The sequence below is a fragment of the Streptococcus sp. HMSC073F11 genome, assembly GCF_001810785.1.
GTDB lineage: Bacteria > Bacillota > Bacilli > Lactobacillales > Streptococcaceae > Streptococcus.
Genome location: NZ_KV802698.1, coordinates 503,186 through 525,789, shown reverse-complemented (window position 1 = coordinate 525,789; position 22,604 = coordinate 503,186). Strand labels below are relative to the sequence as shown.

At 40.9% G+C, this 22,604-nt stretch carries 21 protein-coding genes; 1 reads left to right on the top strand and 20 read right to left on the bottom strand.

Going from position 1 to position 22,604, the window contains the following annotated elements; translation table 11 throughout:
- Positions 1-88: 88 nt before the first annotated feature.
- From greA to HMPREF2764_RS09300, 12 genes are all read right to left on the bottom strand, one after another.
- Positions 89-571 (bottom strand): transcription elongation factor GreA, encoded by a 483-nt coding sequence (gene greA, locus HMPREF2764_RS09355; protein WP_000818748.1) that lies wholly within the window; start codon positions 569-571, stop codon positions 89-91.
- A 60-nt stretch (positions 572-631) separates the two neighbouring features.
- The gene (gene mltG, locus HMPREF2764_RS09350) at positions 632-2,326 is read right to left on the bottom strand and encodes an endolytic transglycosylase MltG (protein ID WP_070529135.1); all 1,695 of its coding nucleotides are present in this window, start codon (positions 2,324-2,326) and stop codon (positions 632-634) included.
- Between the two features lie 79 nt (positions 2,327-2,405).
- Positions 2,406-2,900 carry a GNAT family N-acetyltransferase gene (locus HMPREF2764_RS09345; RefSeq protein ID WP_070529132.1) on the bottom strand — a complete coding sequence of 165 codons (495 nt, stop codon included), beginning with the start codon at positions 2,898-2,900 and terminating at the stop codon, positions 2,406-2,408.
- 44 nt (positions 2,901-2,944) lie between these two features.
- Positions 2,945-3,358 (bottom strand): GNAT family N-acetyltransferase, encoded by a 414-nt coding sequence (locus tag HMPREF2764_RS09340; protein ID WP_031233204.1) that lies wholly within the window; start codon positions 3,356-3,358, stop codon positions 2,945-2,947.
- A gap of 9 nt (positions 3,359-3,367) precedes the next feature.
- Positions 3,368-4,702 carry a UDP-N-acetylmuramate--L-alanine ligase gene (gene murC / locus HMPREF2764_RS09335; RefSeq protein WP_070529130.1) on the bottom strand — a complete coding sequence of 445 codons (1,335 nt, stop codon included), beginning with the start codon at positions 4,700-4,702 and terminating at the stop codon, positions 3,368-3,370.
- Positions 4,703-4,712: 10 nt separating this feature from the next.
- A complete protein-coding gene (locus HMPREF2764_RS09330; protein WP_070529128.1) occupies positions 4,713-5,330 on the bottom strand; it encodes a divisome accessory protein ZapJ in 618 nt (205 codons plus the stop codon).
- Between the two features lie 47 nt (positions 5,331-5,377).
- Complete coding sequence (locus HMPREF2764_RS09325) at positions 5,378-8,476, bottom strand: pilus expression-regulating Snf2 family helicase (protein WP_070529126.1); 3,099 nt, start codon at positions 8,474-8,476, stop codon at positions 5,378-5,380.
- 92 nt (positions 8,477-8,568) lie between these two features.
- Complete coding sequence (locus tag HMPREF2764_RS09320; RefSeq protein ID WP_049502118.1) at positions 8,569-9,735, bottom strand: MalY/PatB family protein; 1,167 nt, start codon at positions 9,733-9,735, stop codon at positions 8,569-8,571.
- A gap of 7 nt (positions 9,736-9,742) precedes the next feature.
- Positions 9,743-10,837 carry a cystathionine gamma-synthase gene (locus tag HMPREF2764_RS09315; RefSeq protein ID WP_070529123.1) on the bottom strand — a complete coding sequence of 365 codons (1,095 nt, stop codon included), beginning with the start codon at positions 10,835-10,837 and terminating at the stop codon, positions 9,743-9,745.
- A 164-nt stretch (positions 10,838-11,001) separates the two neighbouring features.
- The gene (locus tag HMPREF2764_RS09310) at positions 11,002-11,457 is read right to left on the bottom strand and encodes a hypothetical protein (protein WP_033685369.1); all 456 of its coding nucleotides are present in this window, start codon (positions 11,455-11,457) and stop codon (positions 11,002-11,004) included.
- Positions 11,458-11,769: 312 nt separating this feature from the next.
- Complete coding sequence (locus HMPREF2764_RS09305; protein WP_033685370.1) at positions 11,770-13,728, bottom strand: peptide ABC transporter substrate-binding protein; 1,959 nt, start codon at positions 13,726-13,728, stop codon at positions 11,770-11,772.
- A 200-nt stretch (positions 13,729-13,928) separates the two neighbouring features.
- The gene (locus tag HMPREF2764_RS09300) at positions 13,929-15,554 is read right to left on the bottom strand and encodes a putative polysaccharide biosynthesis protein (protein WP_070529119.1); all 1,626 of its coding nucleotides are present in this window, start codon (positions 15,552-15,554) and stop codon (positions 13,929-13,931) included.
- A gap of 105 nt (positions 15,555-15,659) precedes the next feature.
- Here HMPREF2764_RS09300 and HMPREF2764_RS09295 point away from each other — a divergent pair, with 105 nt between their 5' ends.
- Complete coding sequence (locus HMPREF2764_RS09295; protein WP_070529117.1) at positions 15,660-17,105, top strand: UDP-N-acetylmuramoyl-L-alanyl-D-glutamate--L-lysine ligase; 1,446 nt, start codon at positions 15,660-15,662, stop codon at positions 17,103-17,105.
- Positions 17,106-17,152: 47 nt separating this feature from the next.
- Here the strand turns inward: HMPREF2764_RS09295 and HMPREF2764_RS09290 are convergent, their stop codons facing one another.
- The 8 genes from HMPREF2764_RS09290 to HMPREF2764_RS09255 all read right to left on the bottom strand — a co-directional run bounded on the left by HMPREF2764_RS09290 (position 17,153) and on the right by HMPREF2764_RS09255 (position 22,539).
- Complete coding sequence (locus tag HMPREF2764_RS09290; RefSeq protein WP_000051182.1) at positions 17,153-17,344, bottom strand: CsbD family protein; 192 nt, start codon at positions 17,342-17,344, stop codon at positions 17,153-17,155.
- Positions 17,345-17,445: 101 nt separating this feature from the next.
- Positions 17,446-18,096 carry a DUF1803 domain-containing protein gene (locus HMPREF2764_RS09285; RefSeq protein ID WP_070529115.1) on the bottom strand — a complete coding sequence of 217 codons (651 nt, stop codon included), beginning with the start codon at positions 18,094-18,096 and terminating at the stop codon, positions 17,446-17,448.
- Entirely contained in the window at positions 18,080-18,592 is a 513-nt protein-coding gene (locus HMPREF2764_RS09280; RefSeq protein ID WP_070529112.1) for a YiiX/YebB-like N1pC/P60 family cysteine hydrolase, read from the bottom strand. The genes HMPREF2764_RS09285 and HMPREF2764_RS09280 overlap by 17 nt, the downstream gene beginning before the upstream one ends.
- A gap of 86 nt (positions 18,593-18,678) precedes the next feature.
- On the bottom strand, positions 18,679-19,614 hold the full coding sequence (locus tag HMPREF2764_RS09275) for a manganese-dependent inorganic pyrophosphatase (protein WP_070529107.1): 936 nt from the start codon (positions 19,612-19,614) through the stop codon (positions 18,679-18,681).
- 84 nt (positions 19,615-19,698) lie between these two features.
- Positions 19,699-19,983: a GIY-YIG nuclease family protein gene (locus HMPREF2764_RS09270; RefSeq protein WP_070529105.1), complete on the bottom strand. Its 285-nt coding sequence runs from the start codon at positions 19,981-19,983 to the stop codon at positions 19,699-19,701.
- Positions 19,973-20,722, bottom strand: a complete 750-nt coding sequence (locus HMPREF2764_RS09265) for a tRNA1(Val) (adenine(37)-N6)-methyltransferase (RefSeq protein WP_070529103.1) — start codon at positions 20,720-20,722, stop codon at positions 19,973-19,975. Before HMPREF2764_RS09265 ends, HMPREF2764_RS09270 begins: the two co-directional genes overlap by 11 nt.
- Positions 20,723-20,774: 52 nt before the next feature.
- Entirely contained in the window at positions 20,775-21,137 is a 363-nt protein-coding gene (locus HMPREF2764_RS09260; RefSeq protein WP_000689605.1) for a S1 RNA-binding domain-containing protein, read from the bottom strand.
- A 1-nt stretch (position 21,138) separates the two neighbouring features.
- Positions 21,139-22,539: a bifunctional Cof-type HAD-IIB family hydrolase/peptidylprolyl isomerase gene (locus tag HMPREF2764_RS09255; RefSeq protein WP_070529099.1), complete on the bottom strand. Its 1,401-nt coding sequence runs from the start codon at positions 22,537-22,539 to the stop codon at positions 21,139-21,141.
- Positions 22,540-22,604: the final 65 nt, after the last annotated feature.

Here is a 22,604-nt window from a genome sequence, read left to right as displayed (position 1 = left end):
ACGTGGTTTGAATTTGATTTTCGAAGAGTATCAAAATGGAAAAAGGAGTAAGTGAAGCGCATCGCCTCCCCACTCCTTTTTTCTGTTTTTAGGCTGTTTTTTCAACCTTCAAGATTTTTACATCATAGCTACCAACAGGTGTTTCAATGGTTGCTGTGTCACCTGTTTTCTTGCCAATCAAGGCTTGTCCAATTGGGCTTTCATTTGAAACCTTACCTGCAAAGGCATCCGCACCCGCTGAACCTACGATAATATAAACTTCTTCTTCGTCCTCACCAATTTCTTGGATAGTGACTGTTTTACCAATCGCTACTTCATCATCAGCAACTGAGTCGCTATTGACGATTTCAGCATAACGGATTTTTGTTTCCAAGCTAGAGATTTGTCCTTCAACAAAGGCTTGTTCATCCTTAGCTGCCTCATATTCACTGTTTTCAGAAAGGTCACCGTATGAACGGGCAATCTTAATGCGTTCTACCACTTCTGGTCGGCGAACCAATTTCAATTCTTCTAATTCTTTTTCAAGTTTTTCCTTTTCCGCAAGGGTCATAGGATATGTTTTTTCTGCCATTTTTCTCAACTTTCTTTCGATAGTATTGAATCTCTATCTGAGATTCTCATTTTTGTAGTCTTAGTTTGAACTACTATTTTGAGTAAGTTTGCTATTGACGTGCTCAGCAACATTACGATCATGTTCTTCCTGTGTCACTGCGTAATAGACTTTACCATCTGTAACATTGGCTACAAAGTAGAGGTTCTCACTCTTTGTTTGGTTGATACTTGCTTCAATCGCGTCCTGACTTGGACTATCTACTGGACCAGGCATCAAACCAGGTTTTGTATAAACATTGTATGGTGAATTAATCGATGTGTCAATTCCAGCATCGTCTGCTAGGCTAATATTTTGGCCAAGTTTCCCTTGGGCATACAAGATTGCAATATTGCTTTGAAGTGGCATACCAAGGTTCAAACGATTGTAGAAGACACCTGCAATCAACTTACGGTCTTCAGTCTTAGCACCTTCTTTTTCAACAAGTGAAGCAATTGTTAGCAATTCATTAACTGTCAAGTTTTTAGACTTGATTGCACTATAGTGCGGAGTCAAAGTCTTATCCATAGCTGCCAACATCTCATCAATTAAGCTTTCAATAGTCGTGCTTTCCTTGATAGAGTAGGTCGCTGGGAAAAGATAACCTTCCAAACGGTAACGAGCTCCACTTTCTTTCGTTGGCAAGCTTTCAAGTAGATTTGGATATTTAGCAACTTCTTGACTGATAAAGTTGTCATCTTGCACTTTAGCCAAGAAAGCTTCCGCTGTCAAAGGTTCTTTAAATTCACCTTGTAATTGGCCTACAGCTTGGGCAATTTGCTCAATTGTATATCCCTCTGGAATGGTCAAATCTGCAAGTGAAGGTTCTTGAGGTTCAGGAGTACCACCTTTTTGGAGTTCCTTAATGATATCCTCTGTACTCATGCTCTTTTGCAAATTGTAATATCCAGCCTTCAAATCTGAATAATTCTTATATTTAGCATAAAAAGCAAAAATCACTCCGTGTTTAATCACACCAGAATGTTCAAGTGCTGATCCAATCTCTTGGACATTGGATCCTTCTGGGATTTGAACCGTTACATATTCCTTAGAATTTGCATCAACTGGTAATAAAGATGATTGAACATACTGGTAACCAAAGTAACCACCTGCTGAAATCAAGGCAAGGAAAATCAATAGAGAAATGAAGAAAGCTTTCAAATGTGATTTTTTCTTCTTAACAGGTTTAACTGTCTCACGACGACTACGACGTGGAGTTTCAGAAATCACGTCAACAGCTTCAGCTTCAACGACCGGTTCAGGTCTTGGCGCTTCTGCTTGTGTCTCTTTTGGTTCTTCAGTCTTATAAGAAACAGCTACTCTTGTTGGAGTTGTGTTCACATCTCTTTCGAACTTTTGTGGACGACTAGTTTCTGGTCCTGGAACCGGTCTTGAGGGACTGGCTTCAGCTGGTGAAGCTGGAACATCTTGACTAGGATGACTAGGAACGATTGGAGCTTCCTCTCTTAGTTCCTCCGCCGGTGATGCAGGCACATCTTCACTAGGATGCTGTGGAACACGTGGTGCATTCTCCATAATTTTTTCAACAGCTGATAGGGATGCATTCATCACTTCTTCATCAGCGATTTTTGTGTCAGGGACAGACAAAGCTGATTTTTTTTCATCAAGCTCAGCGGCCTCTTGGCGAATCCCTTCATAACGTTTTACTCTCTCTAAATCACGTAAAATCTGCTCTTTAAAGCTTAATTTTTCGTCTTCTCTTGGCTTTTCACTCAAAAGTTTATCCTCCTCGTTGACAATCCATAATATTATATCTTAAAAACGAAAGAAAAGCAACCTAGCATGCTTTTCTGGCTTATTTTTTAGCTTCCCAGACCATATCATACCAGGTTTCCCCTGCAAAGGTTGACTGAGACCGGCCTTCATTGACAAATCCATGTTTTTCGTAGTAGGCGATGAGATAGTCATGACAGGTTAGGTTAATACCTTCTCTTTCGTGTTCAAGAGTCAACTCTTTCAAGGCTGTTAATAATTTTTGACCAAGTCCAAGGCCTTGTGCCTCCTTGGCAATAGAAAGACAGGTCACAGAGATATAACCACCAGACTCATGACTATAATCTTCTATCTCTTCTGTAAAAGACTGATCTTGCAGATGGCGGTATGGGCCAACTGGTCCTTCTATATACCCCATGATTCTGCCTTCTTTTTCTGCAACCAGAAACGAGGTCTGAATTTCTCGCAAATGTGCCTCAAAGACAGATCGAGGAATAGCTTCTTCTACCGAGAAATTCTCTAGTTCAATCTCAACAATCCGATCCAAATCTTCTAATTTTGCTTGTCTGATCTTCATTGTACCTCCAGATAAAAAGGATTAAACCAAATCATACTATAACCCTAGCTAGCTGCATAAAGGGAAGTTTCTTCATCAATAAAACCGTTCATTTCAAAATAGGATAGCAACTCATCCGAACTCTTCAAACGGATAGCTTTGTAATCCTGCTTAACTGCCACATCTTTCAAAGCCGCAAGAAGAAGCGTTCCCAAGCCCTGTCTCTGATGGTCAGCCTCAATGACTAAAGAATGTATTTCTAGACATTGCGGATTGTGGGGCTGAGGACCACTTAGAACATAGCCCAGAAGCTGATTTTCATCCCTAGCTAGAAGAAAGGTATCCGCATACTTACGGATACTTTCTTCTAAAATATGGGAAGGTTGCTGCTTTTCAGCTGGAAAAGATGAAGCCTGAAGTTCCTCTATCTCAGCCAAATCAGACTTACTTGCCTGAATGATCTTAATTGGAATTTCCATGGGAAAATCCTATTGAACATTGCTTGTCAAGTTAGACAAGAGTCGCTCAAATGAGTATTCATAGGTTTGGATATCTCCTGCTCCCATAAAGACGTAAACAGCATTGTCATGGTCTAGGAGTGGAGAAACATTTTCAACAGTGATCACTTGGTGTTTCTTAGTGATTTTATTGGCTAGGTCTTCTACCTTAACATCACCATGGTCTACTTCACGAGCAGATCCATAAATTTGCGCTAGGTAAACTGCATCCGCTTGGTTCAAAGCGTGGGCAAATTCGTCCAACAAGGCAATGGTTCTTGTAAAAGTATGCGGTTGGAAGATTGCTACGATCTCTTTGCTTGGATATTTTTGACGAGCCGCATCCAAGGTTGCAATGATTTCTGTTGGATGGTGGGCAAAGTCATCGATAATCACCGTGTCATTGACAATTTTCTCAGTGAAACGACGCTTAACACCGGCAAATGTTTTCAAGTGTTCACGAACTAAGTTCAAATCAAATCCAGCTGTATAAAGAAGACCAATAACGGCTGTCGCATTCATGATATTGTGACGACCAAAGGTTGGAATATGGAATTGCCCCAAGTCTTGTCCACGGAAATGAACTGTGAAGGTTGAACCAGTTGTTGAACGAAGAAGATCACTAGCGACAAAGTCATTACCTTCTGCTTCAAAACCATAATAATAAATTGGTGCATCAGACGTAATCTTACGCAATTCAGCATCTTCTCCGTAGATAAACAAACCTTTGGTAATTTGTTTAGCATAGTCGTTAAAGGCATTGAAAACATCCTCTAGGCTTGTGAAATAGTCTGGGTGGTCAAAGTCAATGTTGGTGATAATAGAGTATTCTGGGTGGTAAGGCATGAAGTGACGCTCATATTCGTCAGATTCAAAGACAAAATATTTGGCATTGGCTGAACCACGACCTGTCCCGTCTCCAATCAAGAAGCTAGTATCTGTAATGTGAGACAAGACATGAGATAACATACCTGTCGTTGAAGTTTTTCCGTGCGCTCCAGCAACTCCCATGCTAACAAAGTCACGCATAAAGCTACCTAGGAACTCATGGTAACGCTTGTAGCTGATGCCATTTTGGTCCGCATAGGCAATTTCGACGTTGTTATCTGGACGAAAGGCATTTCCAGCGATGATTTCCATATCACCGTCTAGATTCTTTTCATCAAAAGGAAGAATGGTAATTCCTGCCTGCTCAAGACCACGTTGAGTAAAGTAGTATTTTTCAACATCTGATCCTTGAACCTTGTGCCCCATTTGGTGCAACATCAAGGCCAAGGCACTCATCCCTGATCCCTTAATTCCGATAAAATGATATGTCTTTGACATGTTTTCTCCCCTATTCCGTAATTCTTGTCAGATTCAACTCTTGGGCAACCCGACGTTCTTGTTCTTTTTGTTGATTCTTTTTATTGTAGATTTGGCTCTTCTTCAGAAAATCATAGTTGTTTTTCTTTGGTCCTGAAGTTTCTTTTGGCTCAGCTTGAGTCGAAATATTGCTCACTTCTTCCGCCAAGATGTAATGAGACTGGGTCAATTTTTGACTATATTTAACAAATTCACCAGGATTTTCCTTTTGGAAAGGCGCAGTAGGTTGATTGCCCTGTCTAACTAGACTTGGCTTAGAATGGTGTCTTGTAGGAGTAATATCCTTGGTCAGATAACTTGCTGATCGTTTCTTTTTCAAGTCCGCACGCGCTTCTTCACGCGCCACCTCAGCATAGCTCTTTCCTTCTTTTTTAACCCCTAACCCAGCCTTCTTAGGTTTCTCTACTGGCTTTTCAAGCGGTTTAACTGGTTTTTCTTCAGTAATAGGGGCCCACTCCAGATAATTCTTATCACGGTATTCTCCCTTGATATTACTGATAAAGTCAGATTCATCATAGAGGTCCATAACCGGCATCTCAGTCAGCATGACCTCATCATCTGAGACCAATGGAAATCGTTCTTCTCTCATTTTCTATTTCCTTTCAACACTTCATTATAGCGTATTGTCTTGATTTTTCAAGTGCTGGCTTCAGAAATTCCCAAAATTTCTCTAATTTCTGCTAGGGTGAGACTACCACGTGACTCTGTTCCGTCCAATACTTGTGACACCAGATGTTTCTTTTGTTCTTGGAGTTCCTGAATTTTTTCTTCAATGGTTCCCCTAGTCACCAAGCGATAGACCTCAACCGTTTCTTCTTGCCCCATACGATGGGCACGGCCAATGGCTTGCGCTTCCACCGCAGGATTCCACCAAAGGTCAACCAAGATAACTGTATCAGCACCTGTCAGGTTTAGACCGACCCCACCAGCCTTGAGGGAAATCAGAAATGCATCTCTTTCCCCTTGATTAAAGGCCTTGGTCATGTCTTGTCTTTCCTTGGCTGGGGTTGAACCCGTGATTTTAAAAGAAGTCAAGCCCAAGTCTGGCAGTTCTTGTTCAATTTTCTCCAACATTCCCTTGAACTGCGAGAAAATCAAGACACGGTGTCCACCATCTGCCACCTGTACCAGCAAGTCTCGGAGACTATCCAATTTGCCACTGGCTCCCTGATAATCTTCCATAAAGAGGGCAGGCGTATCACAGATTTGGCGCAAGCGCATCAGACCAGATAAGATTTCCACACGACTTCGCTGAAATTCCTGATCTGACACTTGAGCCAGACGGTCTCTCATCTGTTGCAACTGAGCTAGATAGATAGCCTTTTGCTGGTCTTCCAGTTCATTCTTATAAACCACTTCGATCAAGTCGGGCAATTCAGTTAGAACTTCTTCTTTCTTGCGTCGCATGACGAAAGGTTTGATAAACTGAGCAACGCGCTCAGCTGGTAATTTCATAAATTCTTTCTTGCTTGGCAAAAGTCCTGGCATGACAATTTGGAAAATAGACCACAGCTCACCCAGATGGTTTTCAATAGGAGTTCCTGACAAGGCAAAGACCGACGGTACCACAAATTGTCTCAAGGTCTGGGCGATCTTAGTCTGAGCATTTTTCATGACCTGAGCCTCATCTAAGAAAAGGAAGTCAAAGGCCATCCCCTGATAAAGATCACTGTCCTGACGGAAAGTAGCATAACTCGTCACATAGATTTGATGGCTCTCAGCAAGAATCTCTTCACGACTAGTTTTCAAACCATGAACAACAGCCACATCCAACTGTGGGGCAAATTTCTGAAACTCATCTGCCCAGTTGTAAATCAAACCCGACGGAGCGAGAATCAAGACTCGACTTTCTTTTGTCACTTGACTGGTCAAAAAAGCAATGGTCTGGAGAGTTTTCCCCAATCCCATATCATCAGCCAAAATCCCACCAAAACCATAATGATGGAGCATTTGCAGCCAGCCGATTCCCTTTTCCTGATAATCTCGCAAATCAGCCTGAACCTGAGTTGCTTGCAAAGGAAAGTCCTCTGGATGCGTCAAGTCGTAGGCCAGATTCTGGAATTCTTGTGAAAAAGAAACACGGTCTCGCCCTTCAAAAAGATGAGCTAAACTATAAGTCAAGGATTTTCGAGCCTGCAAGGCCCCATCTTTTAATTCAAACTGCCCCAGTTCCTGTAGATTTTGGCGAATTTTCTTGGTTTCTTCATCAAAAAAGTAGACTTGATTAGACGAATCAATATAAAAATCTTGATTATCAACCAAGGCCTGCATGGCTTGGTCAATTTCCTCTTGGGCAATATCTTGAAAATCAAACTGGATTTCCAAGAGACCTCCCTTGGAAGCAATCTGCACTTGAGGACTCGCTAGACTATATAGTTCTTCTAACTTGTCTGATAGGTTAACATGCCCGAGTTTTTCAAAGACTGGGATGATATCATGGAAGAAATGATAGACAGACTCTGCTTTTAAGGCCTGACGCCAAGATTGAAAGTCCGCTTCAAATCCAGCTGCCAAACAGACTTGGAAAATTCTTTCTTCTAAGTCAGCATCACTCGAAAAGGGTAATTCTTCTAGCTCTTGTCGGCTAGATACCTGTCTATCCCCATAATCAAACCGGATTTCCAGACGAATCCGATTATCCTCTTCCCTGTCAAAGTAAAAAGAGGGAGAAAAAGTTTTGATTTGTAGACGTTCTGGAGCTGAGACGTTCCCCATCTGGCTAAAGAGAGTCAGACAGGAAGCCAACTTATCTCGGTCACTGCTATCAAATTGCAGAAATTTCTTTCCATGTTGATCCAAAGGCAGCGCTTTGATTTCCTTGAGAAGACGCATCTGCTGGTCTGTTAGAAAATAAACCTGTCCTTTATGGAAAAGTACAGCTCCCTGATAAAAGACATTTACCCTCGGACTATCACTGATTTCCATTTCAAAATAATCCGAGTATTCTGTTACTGTAAAGGCAAAGAGATTGGCATCAGCATGCATATCCTGAAAAAGTAGGATCTGGTAGCTATCCACTTGATGATCAAATTGAAAATGGGGTAAGGTCATCAATAAATTCACACCCTGCTCAAAAAAGGTCAGAGGGAAAAAGAGGTGCCGACCCTGGTTTTGGAAAAAGAGATCTGGAACCAGTCCTTCCTCCACTAGTCCTCGCAAGAAAGTCAGAAGTTCTTGGCTAGCCTCATCAAAGGATTCCCAAGAAAGAGACTCCTCATAAATCTTGCCAATCATATAAGGTTTTCTCTTCTCAACAACTCTTAAAAAAAGTGGAATATCGCGAACGACATAGTATTTTTGGCTATTGATTTGCCCGATTCTCAGGGTCCACAAGATATGATTGGTTCCTGCTTCCACCTGCCCCACAGCCGATAACTCATAGGCTCGTTCTGATTTTGGAGATAAGATTCGGTCCAAAAATTTGCCACCCAAGGTCACCTTGGTTTCAACGGCCTCTTTTTCTTCATGACCTTCTTCCAGACTCTGCAAGATTTCCTGACCACGCTCATCATTTTTTAGAAAATGCTCCAACGCTGCCAAATGCACACAGTAGCCCCTCTTTTGGAAAAAATCGCAGGCACAAAAAACCAAATCATCCTCTAAACTATAGCGCAGTTCCTCTTCTGCAACGCGAGCGTAGAGCCGATTGTTCTTTTCCTTGATAATGTCAACCTTATCAGTTTCATAAAGGGCAACGCCTTCGATACGGACTTTCCCCGGAATCAATTTAGCCATATTTTTACCTTTACCTTATCTTTTTATTATACCATATTTTCCCCTATGAAAATAGCCTTCTAAGGATACTTTTCTCCTAGAAGGCTGGATTTTTAACGTTTGGCAAAAGTCGTCACAATTCGCTGACACACTTCTTGCAGCAGAGATTTAGGCATAGCTACATTGAGACGGGCATGGAGACTTCCTTCCTCCCCAAAATCCAAACCACGATTGAGGATAACCTTGGCTTCATTTCTCAAAAGCTCTTGTAATTTTTCATCAGTCAGATTATAGGCTGAAAAATCAAGCCAAATCAAGTAGGTTCCTTGCGGTTTCATGACCTTGATTTTAGTCTCTTTTCCAAATAGATCCACCACATAATTAATATGGTCTTCAAAGACTTGCTTGAGTTCCTCTAACCAATCTTTACCGTATCGATAGGCAGCTTCTGTCGCCAAATAACCCAAGCCTGAAATTTCATGCTGGTTATTGGCCAACTGGCGTTTCTGGTAAGCCAGTCTCAACTTAGGATTTTCAATAACTGCATATGAATTTTTTGTCCCAGCAATATTAAATGTTTTAGTGGCACTGGTCAAGACGATAGCAAATTCTTTAAAGTCAGGATTGATGGTATTGAAGGAATGATGCTTGTGATCAAAGAGGGCCAAATCTTGGTGAATCTCATCTGAAACCAAGAAAACACCGTGTTTTTGGCAGAGTTGGCCAATCTTCTCCAACACTTCCTTTTCCCACACACGTCCACCAGGATTGTGAGGGTTGCAGAGGATATAGAGTTTGACATTCTCTTCTACCAGATCCTTTTCAAGTTTGTCAAAGTCAATCTCAAACAGACCATCCTTTTCCACCAAAGAATTAGTAATCAATCTGCGGTTATTTAACTTGACACTGCGAGCAAAAGGTGGATAGACCGGTGTGTTAATCAAAACGGCTTCGCCTTCTTTTGTAAAGGCTTGAATAGCTGTGGAGATAGCAGGTACCACACCCTCGATAAAGACAAGAGCCTCTTTGTCAAAGTGGTAACCGTGTTGTGTGGCTTCCCACTTTTGAACTTCCTTAATTAACTCTTCACTGGCATAGGTATAGCCATAAACCAGTTGATCAGCGTAAGTCTGCACGGCTTGGCGGATTTCAGGCAAGACTACAAAGTCCATATCCGCTATCCAAGCTGGTAGGACTTCACTATCCGTTTCTGCTTCTTTCCATTTATAGGTATGGTGCCCTAAACGATTGGGCAGGCTTGTAAAATCATATTTTCCCATCTTTGTCTTATCCTTCCAAGGCTTGGCGCAAATCTGCAATCAAATCTCTAGCATCTTCAATCCCAATTGACAAGCGCAAGAGGTCGTCTGTCAAACCATAAGAATGGCGCACTTCTGCTGGAATATCGGCATGAGTTTGAGTCGTTGGATAAGTAATGAGACTTTCCACCCCACCCAAACTTTCCGCAAAAGAGAAGACCTTAAGACTGTTCAAAATGTGAGGAATGCGTGTTTCATCGGCTACTTTAAAGGAAATCATCCCCCCACGACCAGTGTAGAGAACTTCCTTAACTGCTGGAGAATCCTTCAAAAAGGCAACTACTTCTTGGGCATTTGCTGTTGAGCGCTCCATACGAAGAGACAAGGTCTTGAGACCACGAATCAATTGATAACTGTCAAATGGAGACAAGACTGCTCCTGTAGTATTAAGATTGTAAAAGAGCTTCTCATATAGTTCTAAACTATTGGTCACAACCACTCCAGCCAAGACATCATTGTGGCCTGCCAGATACTTGGTTGCTGAATGAAGAACGATATCTGCTCCCTCTTCAATCGGACGTTGGTAGATAGGGCTGTAGAAGGTATTATCCACAACTACTTTGGCACCCTTAACATGAGCCAATCTTGCTAGTTTTTCGATATCAAATTCCAACATCAAAGGGTTGGTTGGAGTTTCAATATAGAGAACATCCACGTCCTTCTCCAACTCGGCAGTCAACTCTTCTTCTGTATTGGCATAGGTAAAATGGAAACGGCCTTCTTGCTCCACTTGGTTGAACCAGCGGAAAGAACCACCATAAAGGTCACGGACAGCCAAGACCTTACTACCTACTGGAAAGACACTAAAGGCCAGTACAATAGCTGACATCCCTGAGCTAGTAGCTAGGGCATAGTCTGCGGACTCAATAGCTGCCAAGACTTCTTCTGCCTTACTGCGAGTTGGATTTTTGGTGCGCGTATAGTCAAATCCAGTAGATTTACCAAACTCTGGATGCTGATAGGTCGTTGAAAAATGAAGCGGTGTCACCAAAGCACCTGTCGCTTTATCTGACTTAATACCCGCCTGGGCCAAAATTGTGTTGATGTGTAATTCCTTGCTCATACAATACCTCCAAATCTATAGTAACTATTGTACCACTTATTTTCATCAACTCATTTTCTTCTTTTCAAGAGCTAGTTATAGTTTCAAACTATAGACTTATCGAGTAAAGCTAAAAAGAATCCAGAAAAGCTTCCAGATTCTTTTGTGACAATGATTGCTAGGCCTTACTTAGATCGAAAGAAATCCTGTTGGGCCAAATAGTCATAATGGTCTTTGTTAAATTGATATTGGCCCACATGCTGACCAATCTGACCGACATCCACGGAAAAAATATAGGCTTCATTTTGATAGTTCCAGTTCAGCCTAACTGTATTCAAGACTGTCTTATAAGTAAAATCTTGAACTTGATTCCAAGGCATCTCTACGACTTGATTAGAGCGATTTTCAGTTATATCACTGATGTCCATCAAGTAAATTCCCTTAGGTGTGAATGCCAGAATCTTAGGCTTCACACTCGACTGAACATAGTAGGAACCGCCTATAACGAAAAAATCAATAAAGGATTTCAACCATGTCTTTTTCTTGAAAGCCATCAGAAAATTCTTTTGCCCTTCAATATGGCAAGTTGAAAGAAATGATGCAATCTGTTTTTCTGTTGCAAACTCCATAACAGCACCCATGATGATACCTCCATAGCGATTAGTAAATAGGCAGATAAGAACTCTTCACATAAAGAAGAACTTATCAATTATTGCGTTTTATCTTACTTTTTTAGTAGACAGCATCCCTCCTATAAAATCACCCTAGCATGTGCATACTTCAGTTAACACTGGAAGAGGCTTTCGAAATCAGTTTTATGTTTTTTATTATATTGATTATATCATAAATCAAGTAAACTAAGAAAAAATGTAAGCACTTTTCTTCCATCTTCGCTATCATTCTATTAAAAAACGACAGCTTCTTTCGAAACCATCGTTTTTCTTGAAAAATTCTTATTTGACATGTTTTGCCAATTCTTCTTGGGCTTTTTTATTGGATTCTTCTTTTTCTTTCAGCCATTTTTCTTTGGCTTTTTCATATTCATCTTTTGTGACTGTTTTATCTTGTACTTTGAGATATTTATATGATTCGATACCTTTATTACCAGCTAATGAATATGGTGTTGAGAAAGGAACGACTTTTCTCAATGTTGGTGTTCCACCCTTAGAAACATTTGGAATCGCTAAAGCGCTATCTACCAACCACGCTTGGATATCAGCATACTTTTCATAGCGTTTTGCAAGATCTTGTTCCTTATTGGCTTCTTCCAACATTTGAGTGTAGACATCCAGTCCAACAGCCTTGGCCTTATCATTGGCTTCACCTGGCTCTAAACCTAGATTTTGCAACAAACCACCAGAATTAAGGTTGAAGACATCAAGATAGGTTGAAGGATCTTGATAATCTGCACCCCAACCACCGTTGTATAGATCATAATCCTTCTGAGCTGCTGTCTGAGCCAAATAGCTTGTATTATCATAGTCTTCAGTAGTAAGTTGTTGAATATCAATTACAACATTTTCTGCACCTAAAGCTGCTTCAATAGATTGCTTCATAGAATTTGCCTCTTGAACACCCTGTTTAGCAGCTTGGTCAACTGTCATGTCCAAGTGGATAGGGAATTGGACTCCTTTAGCTTGGAGTTCTTTCTTAGCTTCAGCAAATTTAGCCTTGGCTTTTTCAGCATTGTAGTATGGATCCTGGGCATCCGCAAAGTTGATTCCTTGCCATTCCTTACCGTAGTTAACCATTTTAGACGCAACTACTTCACCAAAGTCTTTTCCATTGATACTTACGAAGTTTGGAGGAACGACCAGGTTACGTAAAATCTTAGTTGCACCATCCTCTCCTTGAGATTGGGCCCCGTACGCTGTACGGTCATAGGCAAAGTTAATGGCTTGACGGAAGTTTTTATTAAGAACCGCTTCCTGAGTCGATTTCTTTTCAGCATCACTTGTCTTGGAAGTGAATTTATAAGATTTTCTATCTAGGTTAAAGTTTAAGAAGTAAGAAGTAGCATCTTGTAAACTATAAATGATATTGTCCTTATTCTTTTCTTTAACCCCTTCAAAGCTTGCACTATTTGGATAAAGGCGAGCATAACTATATGCTCCCTCGACAAAGTTACGAGCTAGTGCATCTTGGTCACTACCATCATAATAAGCCAATTTCACATCATCTACAAAGACATTTTTAGCATCCCAGTAGTTCGGATTTTTCTTGAATTCAATGACAGATTTTGAAACAAAGGATTTCATCAAGAAAGGTCCATTGTACAAAATACTAGATGGATCTACCTTGCCAAAATCATCCCCTTTTGATTTCAAGAAATCAGCGTTAACTGGGAAGAGAATGGTTGAAGTTGTTTTTGAGTTCCAATAAGATTCTGGTCGTGTCAAGGTATATTGTACAGTTTGGTCATCAAGAGCCTTGACTCCGACAGTTGAAAAGTCTGTTGTTTTACCGTTAATATAGTCATCCAAACCTGCAACGGATTCTTGCACCAAGTACAAGGCTTCTGATTTTTTATCAGCTGCATATTTCAAACCAGTTACAAAATCTTGGGCAGTTACAGGAGCATACTCATCTCCATCTGCAGTATACCATTTAGCATCTTTACGCAGTTTGTAGGTATAGGTCAAGCCATCCTTGGATACACTCCAATCCTCTGCCAAAGATGGGATATAATTCCCATACTGGTCATTTTCCATGAGCCCATCTACCAAATTAACCACGATATCATTGGTTGTTGCACGGTTTTCTGCTAGATAATTCAAACTAGACGGATCACTAGTATAAACATAGTTATATGTTTTTGACCCTGTGCTAGAATTTCCACACGCGCTTAATAAAATACCTGCACTTAACACGACACCTGCAAGTGCTGCATACTTGGCTTTAGACTTTTTCATCTCCAGAACCTCCTGATTTAAATATTTGTCTTATTATACAACTTGAGTTTTATTTAGTCAATAGCTTTTTAAGTAAAATTTAAGAAAAATAAAATTTCTATCTACAAAATATAGAAATTATTCTACAAAATAATAAAAAGAGAATAATTCAAGCATTTCATGATAGAAATGTTCAAATTATCCCTTTTATTTATAAAAAATTATTGAGAAATTCTTAATTTTGCTCTTAAGCGATTTGCTTGGGCTTTTCCAATCACCTTGTCCAATAGACGGGTACGGAGACTCAAGAATCCGTAAACTCCTCCCCCCATGGCACCGACAAGGGCTACATATAGGAAACTCCACAAACGTCCACTTGGTTGGAAGACAAATCCTAAAATCCACTGGAATGTCCCAACTACTAGAAACATGAAAAGAGTTAACAAACTGATTAAAATGGTTCGTTTCAAAATCACCTTGCGCTTAACACCTGTTACCTTGCAAATGTCCCGATACATCAAAACATTAGGAATGATGAGACCGATGGTTGTGGAAATCAAAGGACCATAACTGTGAAAGAGAGCAATGGTTGGCAGTTGTAAGACCAGCTTGGCAATGGAACCATAGATAAAATAGAGAACGGCCTTGCGGTTGCGGAACATGGCTTGAAGCATTGGAGACAAAACCATGTACAAGCCTAAAATAGTAGACTGTAAAACTGCAAAGACAAACAAGCCCATAGCCAAACTATCTGGCTTGCCATAGAAGACAGTATAGAGAGGTTCTCCTACCATGACCACTCCAACCGTTGCTGGTAGCAAGAATAGGAAAAGCATAGTGATGCTATCCTGAACTAGACGAGAAGCCGCCTTCAAGTCTCCCTTGACATAGTTTTCAGTCAAAAGTGGCAACCCTACACTCCCAATCGAAACCCCAACAGAAATCAAAATCATAGTGATTTTATTAGGATTGGCAGAGAAATAAGAAAACATGACAACCAAGTCTTCATTACTATAGTTGGTAAACCAACTCATACTATTGATAAAGGTCATCTGGTCCAAAATCTGGAAAAGCTGGATAGCAGACCCTGTCAGGATAAAAGGAATGGCTTCCTTAATGGTGTCGACCAAAAGACGCTTGCTGTTTATCTTATCTCCTGTTTCAAGGACTCTTTTAAGTAATCCTTCTTTGGCAAGGAAATAGATCAAAACTGCAAAACTAGCTACCATGCCGACAAAGGCAGCAAAGGTGGATTGGGTAACCGCTGCTAGATAATCTCCTGAGCCCATTTTCATAATCATAAAGGTAGCTAAGAGCATCCAGATAACACGAATGACTTGCTCAGCGATTTGGCTCATAGCATAAGGCTTCAGGTTATTCATCCCTTGGAAGAAGCCTCGAATGACACTCATAGATGGGAAAATCAAGACCGCCCAAGCCAAGCTCTGCATGATTGGGATCAGATCTTTCCCTACACCCGACAAATCTGCTAGCCAAGGAGCAAAGATATACAAGACTAAAGCAAAAACCAGACCTAGTCCTGTCATAAAGCCTAAAAAGCTCCGAATCAGTGCAAAGCTATGCTCTTCTTCTCGCATGGTATTGTACTTGGCCACTTGCTTGGCCACCGCAACTGGAATCCCTGCTGTTGAAACCAGCAAAAACCAGGCATAGATATTATAACCCATGGTAAAGAGTCCATTTGCTGTAGCCGCATAAGACCCCATCCAGATATACCAAGGGATGATATAAATGGCACCGAGTAGACGACTGATAAAGTTACTAGCCGTTAGCCAAGCAGTCCCCCGTAACATCTGGGCCTGCTGGTGATTGTTTTCGTTAGACATAGATTCCTCATTTAATTTTAATCACTAGGAAAACTTCCTCATCTTCCATTATAAACTTTTCCTTGTCACTTGTAAATTTACGACTTTCGGTTTACAATAGAAAGTATGATAAAGATTGAAACCGTATTAGATATTTTAAAGAAAGATGGTCTCTTCCGTGAGATTATCGACCAAGGACATTATCACTACAACTACAGCCATGTTGTATTTGACACCATCTGCTATGATAGCCGCAAGGCCAAAGAGAAGAGCCTGTTTTTCGTCAAGGGTGCTGCCTTTAAAAAGGAATTTCTGATTTCTGCCATCTCTCAAGGCCTCGGTTGGTATGTGGCTGAAGAAGACTATGAAGTTGGTATTCCTGCTATTATCGTCAGCGATATCAAGAAAGCCATGAGTTTGGTAGCTATGGAATTTTATGGCAATCCACAGAAAAAACTCAAACTCCTTGCCTTTACTGGTACTAAGGGTAAAACAACAGCAGCCTACTTCGCCTATAACATTTTATCTCAAGGGCATCGACCTGCTATGCTCTCGACCATGAATACAACTCTAGATGGCAAGAGTTTCTTTAAGTCTGCATTAACAACCCCTGAGAGTATTGACCTCTTTGATATGATGAATCAAGCTGTGCAAAATGGCCGTACTCACCTCATTATGGAAGTATCCAGTCAGGCCTATCTGGTCAAACGTGTCTATGGTCTAACCTTTGATGTGGGAGTTTTCCTCAATATCAGCCCCGACCATATCGGCCCGATTGAACACCCTAGCTTTGAAGACTACTTCTACCACAAGCGTCTCTTGATGAAAAATAGCCGAGCAGTCATCATTAACAGTGACATGGACCACTTCTCTGTACTAAAAGAACAGGTGGAAGATCAAGATCATGATTTCTACGGTAGCCAGTCTGATAACCAAATCGAGAATTCTAAAGCCTTTAGTTTTTCAGCTAGTGGTAAACTCGCTGGAGATTATGCTATCCAACTCATTGGCCACTTCAACCAAGAAAATGCCGTTGCTGCTGGACTTGCTTGCCTCCGTCTCGGAGCTAGTCTTGAGGATATCAAAAAAGGAATCGCTGCAACCCGCGTTCCTGGTCGTATGGAAGTCCTCACTCAGAAAAATGGAGCCAAGGTCTTCATCGACTACGCCCACAATGGGGATAGTCTGAAAAAACTCATCAATGTGGTTGAAACTCATCAAACAGGAAAGATTGCTCTGGTCTTAGGTTCGACAGGAAATAAGGGAGAAAGTCGTCGTAAGGACTTTGGCCTCCTCCTCAATCAACACCCTGAGATTCAAGTCTTTTTGACTGCTGATGACCCCAATTATGAAGACCCAATGACCATTGCAGATGAAATTAGTAGCTACATCAACCATCCTGTTGAAAAAATTGCGGATCGCCAAGAAGCCATCAAGGCAGCGATGGCTATCACAAATCACGAATTAGATGCAGTTATTATCGCCGGTAAGGGAGCCGATTGCTACCAAATCGTCCAAGGAAAGAAAGAAGCCTACCCTGGAGATGCAGCTGTCGCAGAAAATTATTTATAAGATAGTAAAAAAATCAAGGGAAATGAAACCCTTGATTTTTTCTATTTTTATTTAAAAGCGTTTTTCAAACCTTCAACGGCACCTTCTACAGCACCTTTAGCATCTTCAACTACTTCTTTTGCCTTAGCAACTGTCTTTTCTACAGCGCCTTCTGCTTCAGTCTTGCCATCCCCAGTAACTTTACCAAATCCTTCTTTGATAGCGCCTGTTGCTTGTTCCAATTTGTTTTCAAGTGACATATGATTGTCTCCTTTAATTTTATTCCGATATGTGTTACCGGTTACATATAGTTTATACCGAATACTAAGGAAAGTCAAACAATGTGCTCAGAAACAAGAAATCAAACCAAGTAGAAAGTTAATCTTTCCTTATCAAAATCGACGGCCAACTCATACTTTCCATCTTCATTTTGAACAATATAATCTAGGACAACTAAACTGTCCACAAAGATATCACGGCGTTTCTGCATAAGCTGGTCTTTTTTGAGAAATTTTAGCAAAAAAGTTGTCATGTATTTGAGAGCATACTCAGGATTAACATCACCCAAAATGTCATAAAGTTCCTGCTGTTTTTCTGTCAAAGGATACTGATGTTTGACCTTGTAGAAATAATTAGACAAGGTCATTTTTGTTCTCGCAAAGTCTGTCTTTTCAACTAAAATAGCTGCATTGGTTTGATTGCGCAATTCTGTCTCAAAACTCTGCTCTAACAAAGCTTGATAGACCGGACTAGCTTCGCTGACAAAAATCTCTTGATCCAGTTCAAGACTATCGAGTGATTCAAGCATAGGAAGATTAAGGTAATAACGCTTATTTTCTCGTAGAATCAAGCCTGCCTTTATATACTCTTCCATGAGTTTATCAACTGCCACATCTGGAAATTGAGCCTTAATTTCCCGTAAAATCACATCCTCATGCTGGTCCAGATAGCGGATCAATTCTCTAAAAAATGGCTGTCTCGTCAAACGAGATGGATTAAAAATCTGAATCATGAAGATTCCTTTCTTTACATTCTAACAGAGGCGATGCTGCCAACTGACTAGGATTGGTCCCCGGCTGGTTCAAAGGAACAGGCAGACCTAGTTCTCTGTAATACTCCCTCCAAAAATCACTAATCTCCTGCTCCCCATCTCCAAATTTCATGGGAATCGTTTCAAAAATGGGGAGAATTTCTGCCATGTACTGGGAACAGTAAAAACCATGTCCATCTGGATAGAAAGAAACATTATAAGGAGCTCCAAGATGTTTGCAAGCTCTTTCCTTCACAGACTGGATATCCATTTCTGGGTAAACATAGAGGTCGTACAAGTGATTGGACTCAAAGAAGTCTGCTGGTTCTTGACAGATAACACCCGCCTTTCCACTAGCATGATAAATCATCCCATCCAAATAAATCGCAACATGGTTATAGTTACCTGTGGAAGTCTGGATGGCCTGTCCCATATCTGACTCATCTCTCACAAAAATCAAATCGCCATTTTCTAACATGCTTCACTCCTAGAAAAAAAGGAGCCGAAACTCCTTTCGATATAAGGCAAACTAGACTTTCCTAATTTGAATTAACACTCAAAATCTTAAGCATTGAAGCTTTCAGTCAATTGAGGTACTACTTGTTTCTTACGTGAAACGGCACCAGCAAGGAAGGCATGATTGTTTTCAAGTTTGAAGTTGAATGCTGCTTCAACCTTGTCCATATTGGCACCAAGAGCCAAGATTTCTGAATTTGAGTTGACGATATCTGTAATCATCAAGACAAAGTCAGAGTAGCCGTTTGCTTCGTTGGCAGCTTGCATTGCAGCTTCAATTTCTGCTTGGCGTTCCAATACTTCAGCGATGTCCACTGTGTTTACTTGGGCAACACGGACATTATTTCCGTTCAATTCAAAAGTTTTAGCATCGATGTCAATCAATTCCTCAGCAGATTTACTAGCCAAGTTTGTACCAGCTTTCAGCATAGCAAGCCCGTACTCTTCCAAGTTCACGCCTGCTAATTCTGCCAATTCAGAAGCAATGACTTTATCTGTTGGGTGAGTTGTTGGTGATTTCAAAAGAAGAGTATCTGAAATCAAACCTGACAGCATCAAACCTGCAATTTCTTTTGGCACAGCTACACCGTGTTCTTTGAACATGCGGTAAACGATTGAAGACGCAGAACCAACTGGCTCCAAACGCATGTAGAGTGGGCTTGCAGTTTCAAAGTTAGCCACACGGTGGTGGTCCACAACACCGTAAACTTCTACTTCAGCGATATCTGACACTGATTGTTGGAATTCATTGTGGTCAGTCAAGATGACTTGCTCTGCACCTTCTGCTTTAGCTGATGTGATGACGCGTGGTGCTTCTACACCAAAATAGTTCAAAACATAGGCTGTTTCTTCGTTTGGTGTTCCAAGTGCTACTGCTTCTGTGTCCAATCCATAAGCCTCTTTTGCAAGATAGGCAAAGGCTACAGATGACCCGATGGCATCTGAGTCGGGATTTTGGTGACCAAATACTAGAATCTTAGACATGATAATACCTCTTTTCTTTATTCATCTTATTTTAGCACTTTTTTCCTCTTTTGACAAAAGTAAGAGGAGTCAAAGGACTCCTCGTTAGACATCAATATGGTTGACTAGATTATTCTCTTGATTTTCGGATAAAAATCGTTCTTTCTGTGGACGTTTCTTGCGTTTGAGGAGAGCTTCTGCAGACATGGCTTCTTCCTTACTGGCAAAACCCTCTACATAGATGAGTTTGACTGGCAAGCGAGCTCGGGTATACTTGGCTCCCTTACCACTATTATGAACGGAAAGGCGCCTCTTCACATCCGTTGTATAGCCCGTATAGTAAGAACCATCGCGGCACTCCACCACGTACATATATGCCTTATGATCCATAGTAAATCTCTTGAATTTCTGGTGTATAGGAACCATCATCATTGTGAACGATGAGAGGTGGCAAGACCTTAAAGCCACTTGTTGAACCATCCTTGATGGCCTCAATCAAGAGCATATTTGCTTCCTTTTCTCTTTTTGGATAAACAAATTGCAGGCGCTTAGGAGCTAGATTATGCTGTTGTAACGTATCCAAGATATCTAAAAGTCGATCAGGACGATGAACCATGGCCAAGCGTCCATTGGATTTGAGAATACTCTGGGCACTACGACAGATTTCTTCCAAATTAGTCGTAATTTCATGGCGCGCCAAGAGATAATGTTCACTCTCGTTCAGATTGGAATGAGGATCTACCTTGAAATAGGGCGGATTACACAAAATCATATCCACCTTACTTCCCTGAATGTAAGCAGGCATATTTTTCAAATCATCACAGATGACCTCCATCTGCTCTTCCAAACCATTCAAACGGACAGAGCGCTCAGCCATATCTGCCAAACGCTCCTGAATCTCAACAGCCAAAATCTGTGCCTGAGTTCGAGTGCTAGCAAATAGCCCAACTGCTCCATTTCCAGCGCAAAAATCCACTATCAAGCCCTTTTTAGGAAAACGTGGAAAACGTGACAAGAGAACACTATCCACCGAATAGCTAAAAACCTCTCTATTTTGAATGATTTTAATATCTGTCGAAAAGAGCTGGTTAATACGCTCTCCTGATTTTAATAATTGTTCTTCTTCCATGGTCCTATTATAGCAAATTTATATTAACATTACAAAAGATAGAAATTTCTAACTAGTGTTTCTGATTCTTCAAATGTTGAAGGGCTTCCTTGGTCCAAATTGGCATCATTCGTTTGAGAGGAGCAAAGCCATAGTTAAAACGATCGCTTGAAAAGCGTCTCCGTCTTGGAAACTGATGCTTTTCTTCCTCCAAAGTGCGGATAGAAAGACTAGCTTTCCCTGTAAATTCATCTAAATCCACTACTTGAACTTGAACCTCTTCATCAACTTTCAAGGCTTCTTGGATATTTTCAATAAAGCCTGTCCGAATCTCTGAAATGTGAATCAGTCCCGTATCACCCGTCTCTAGCTCAACAAAGGCACCGTAGGGCTGAATCCCTGTAATACGGCCCTTTAGCTTATCACCGATTTTCATCTTAGTCCTCGATTTCAATTGTTTCAATCACGACATCTTCAACTGGCTTGTCCATGGCCCCTGTCTCAACAGCAGCAATGGCATCCAAGACAGCGTAAGAAGCTTCATCAGCTAGCTGACCAAAAACAGTATGACGGCGGTCTAGGTGAGGTGTCCCACCTTGGTTGGCATAGATTTCCGCAATCGGTTCTGGCCAACCACCACGAGCAATTTCTTTCTTAGAATAAGGCAAATGTTGATTTTGCACGATAAAGAACTGGCTGCCGTTAGTATTTGGACCAGCATTAGCCATAGAAAGGGCACCACGGATATTGTAAAGTTCTTCTGAGAATTCATCCTCAAATGATTCGCCGTAGATTGACTCGCCACCCATACCAGTTCCAGTTGGGTCTCCACCTTGAATCATAAAGTCCTTGATAATACGGTGGAAAATGACACCATCATAGTAACCATCTTTTGAAAGAGCTACAAAGTTAGCCACTGTTTTAGGAGCATGTTCAGGGAAAAGCTTGATACGCAAGTCTCCGTGATTGGTCTTAATAGTCGCGATAGGACCTTCTACTGTTTCAATGTCTACTTGTGGGAAATGCAATTCTTTTTCTACCATACCAAATCCTTCTAAGGCATCAAAAATGCCATTTTCTTCTAATGTTTTTGTAATATAATCTGCTTTTTCTTTGATGTTATCATGAGAAATTCCCATTGCAACGCTGATTCCAGCATAATCAAAGAGTTCCAAGTCATTCAGCCCATCTCCAAAAACCATGACGTTCTCTGGTTTCAAGCCAAGGTGTTCCACAACCTTTTCCACACCTGTCGCCTTAGAACCTGAAATCGGCACAATGTCAGACGAATGCTCATGCCAACGAACCATGCGAAGTTTATCTGAGAGACTGTCAGGCAATCTCAAGTCATCACCCTTATCTTCAAAAGTCCACATCTGATAGATAGCTTCTTTTTCATGGAAATCTGGATCTACATCTAAGTCGGGATAAATTGGATTGATAGTCTCACTAATCATATCGGTGCGAGTCGACAACTTGGCATCATGACTCCCAACCAAACCATACTCAATTCCCTCTTGCTTGGCCCAAGAGATATACTCCTCAACATCTGACTTCTCAATCTGATGCTGATAAATGACCTGACCTTTTTTATCTTCGATATAAGCCCCATTCAAAGTTACAAAAAAGTCAGGCTTGAGCTCACGAATCTCCGGAACGACACCAAAAATCCCTCGTCCAGAAGCAATACCTGTCAAAATTCCTTTCTCACGTAATTGCTTAAAAACAGTTGGGATTGAAGCTGGAATAAAACCTGTCTTTGAATTTCGCAATGTATCATCAATATCAAAAAAGACAATCTTGATTTTCTTTGCCTTGTATCTTAATTTGGCATCCATCTCACTACCTCTTTAATCTAACTCTTTCCATTATACCATAAAGTAGAGAAATCCCCTATTTTCAA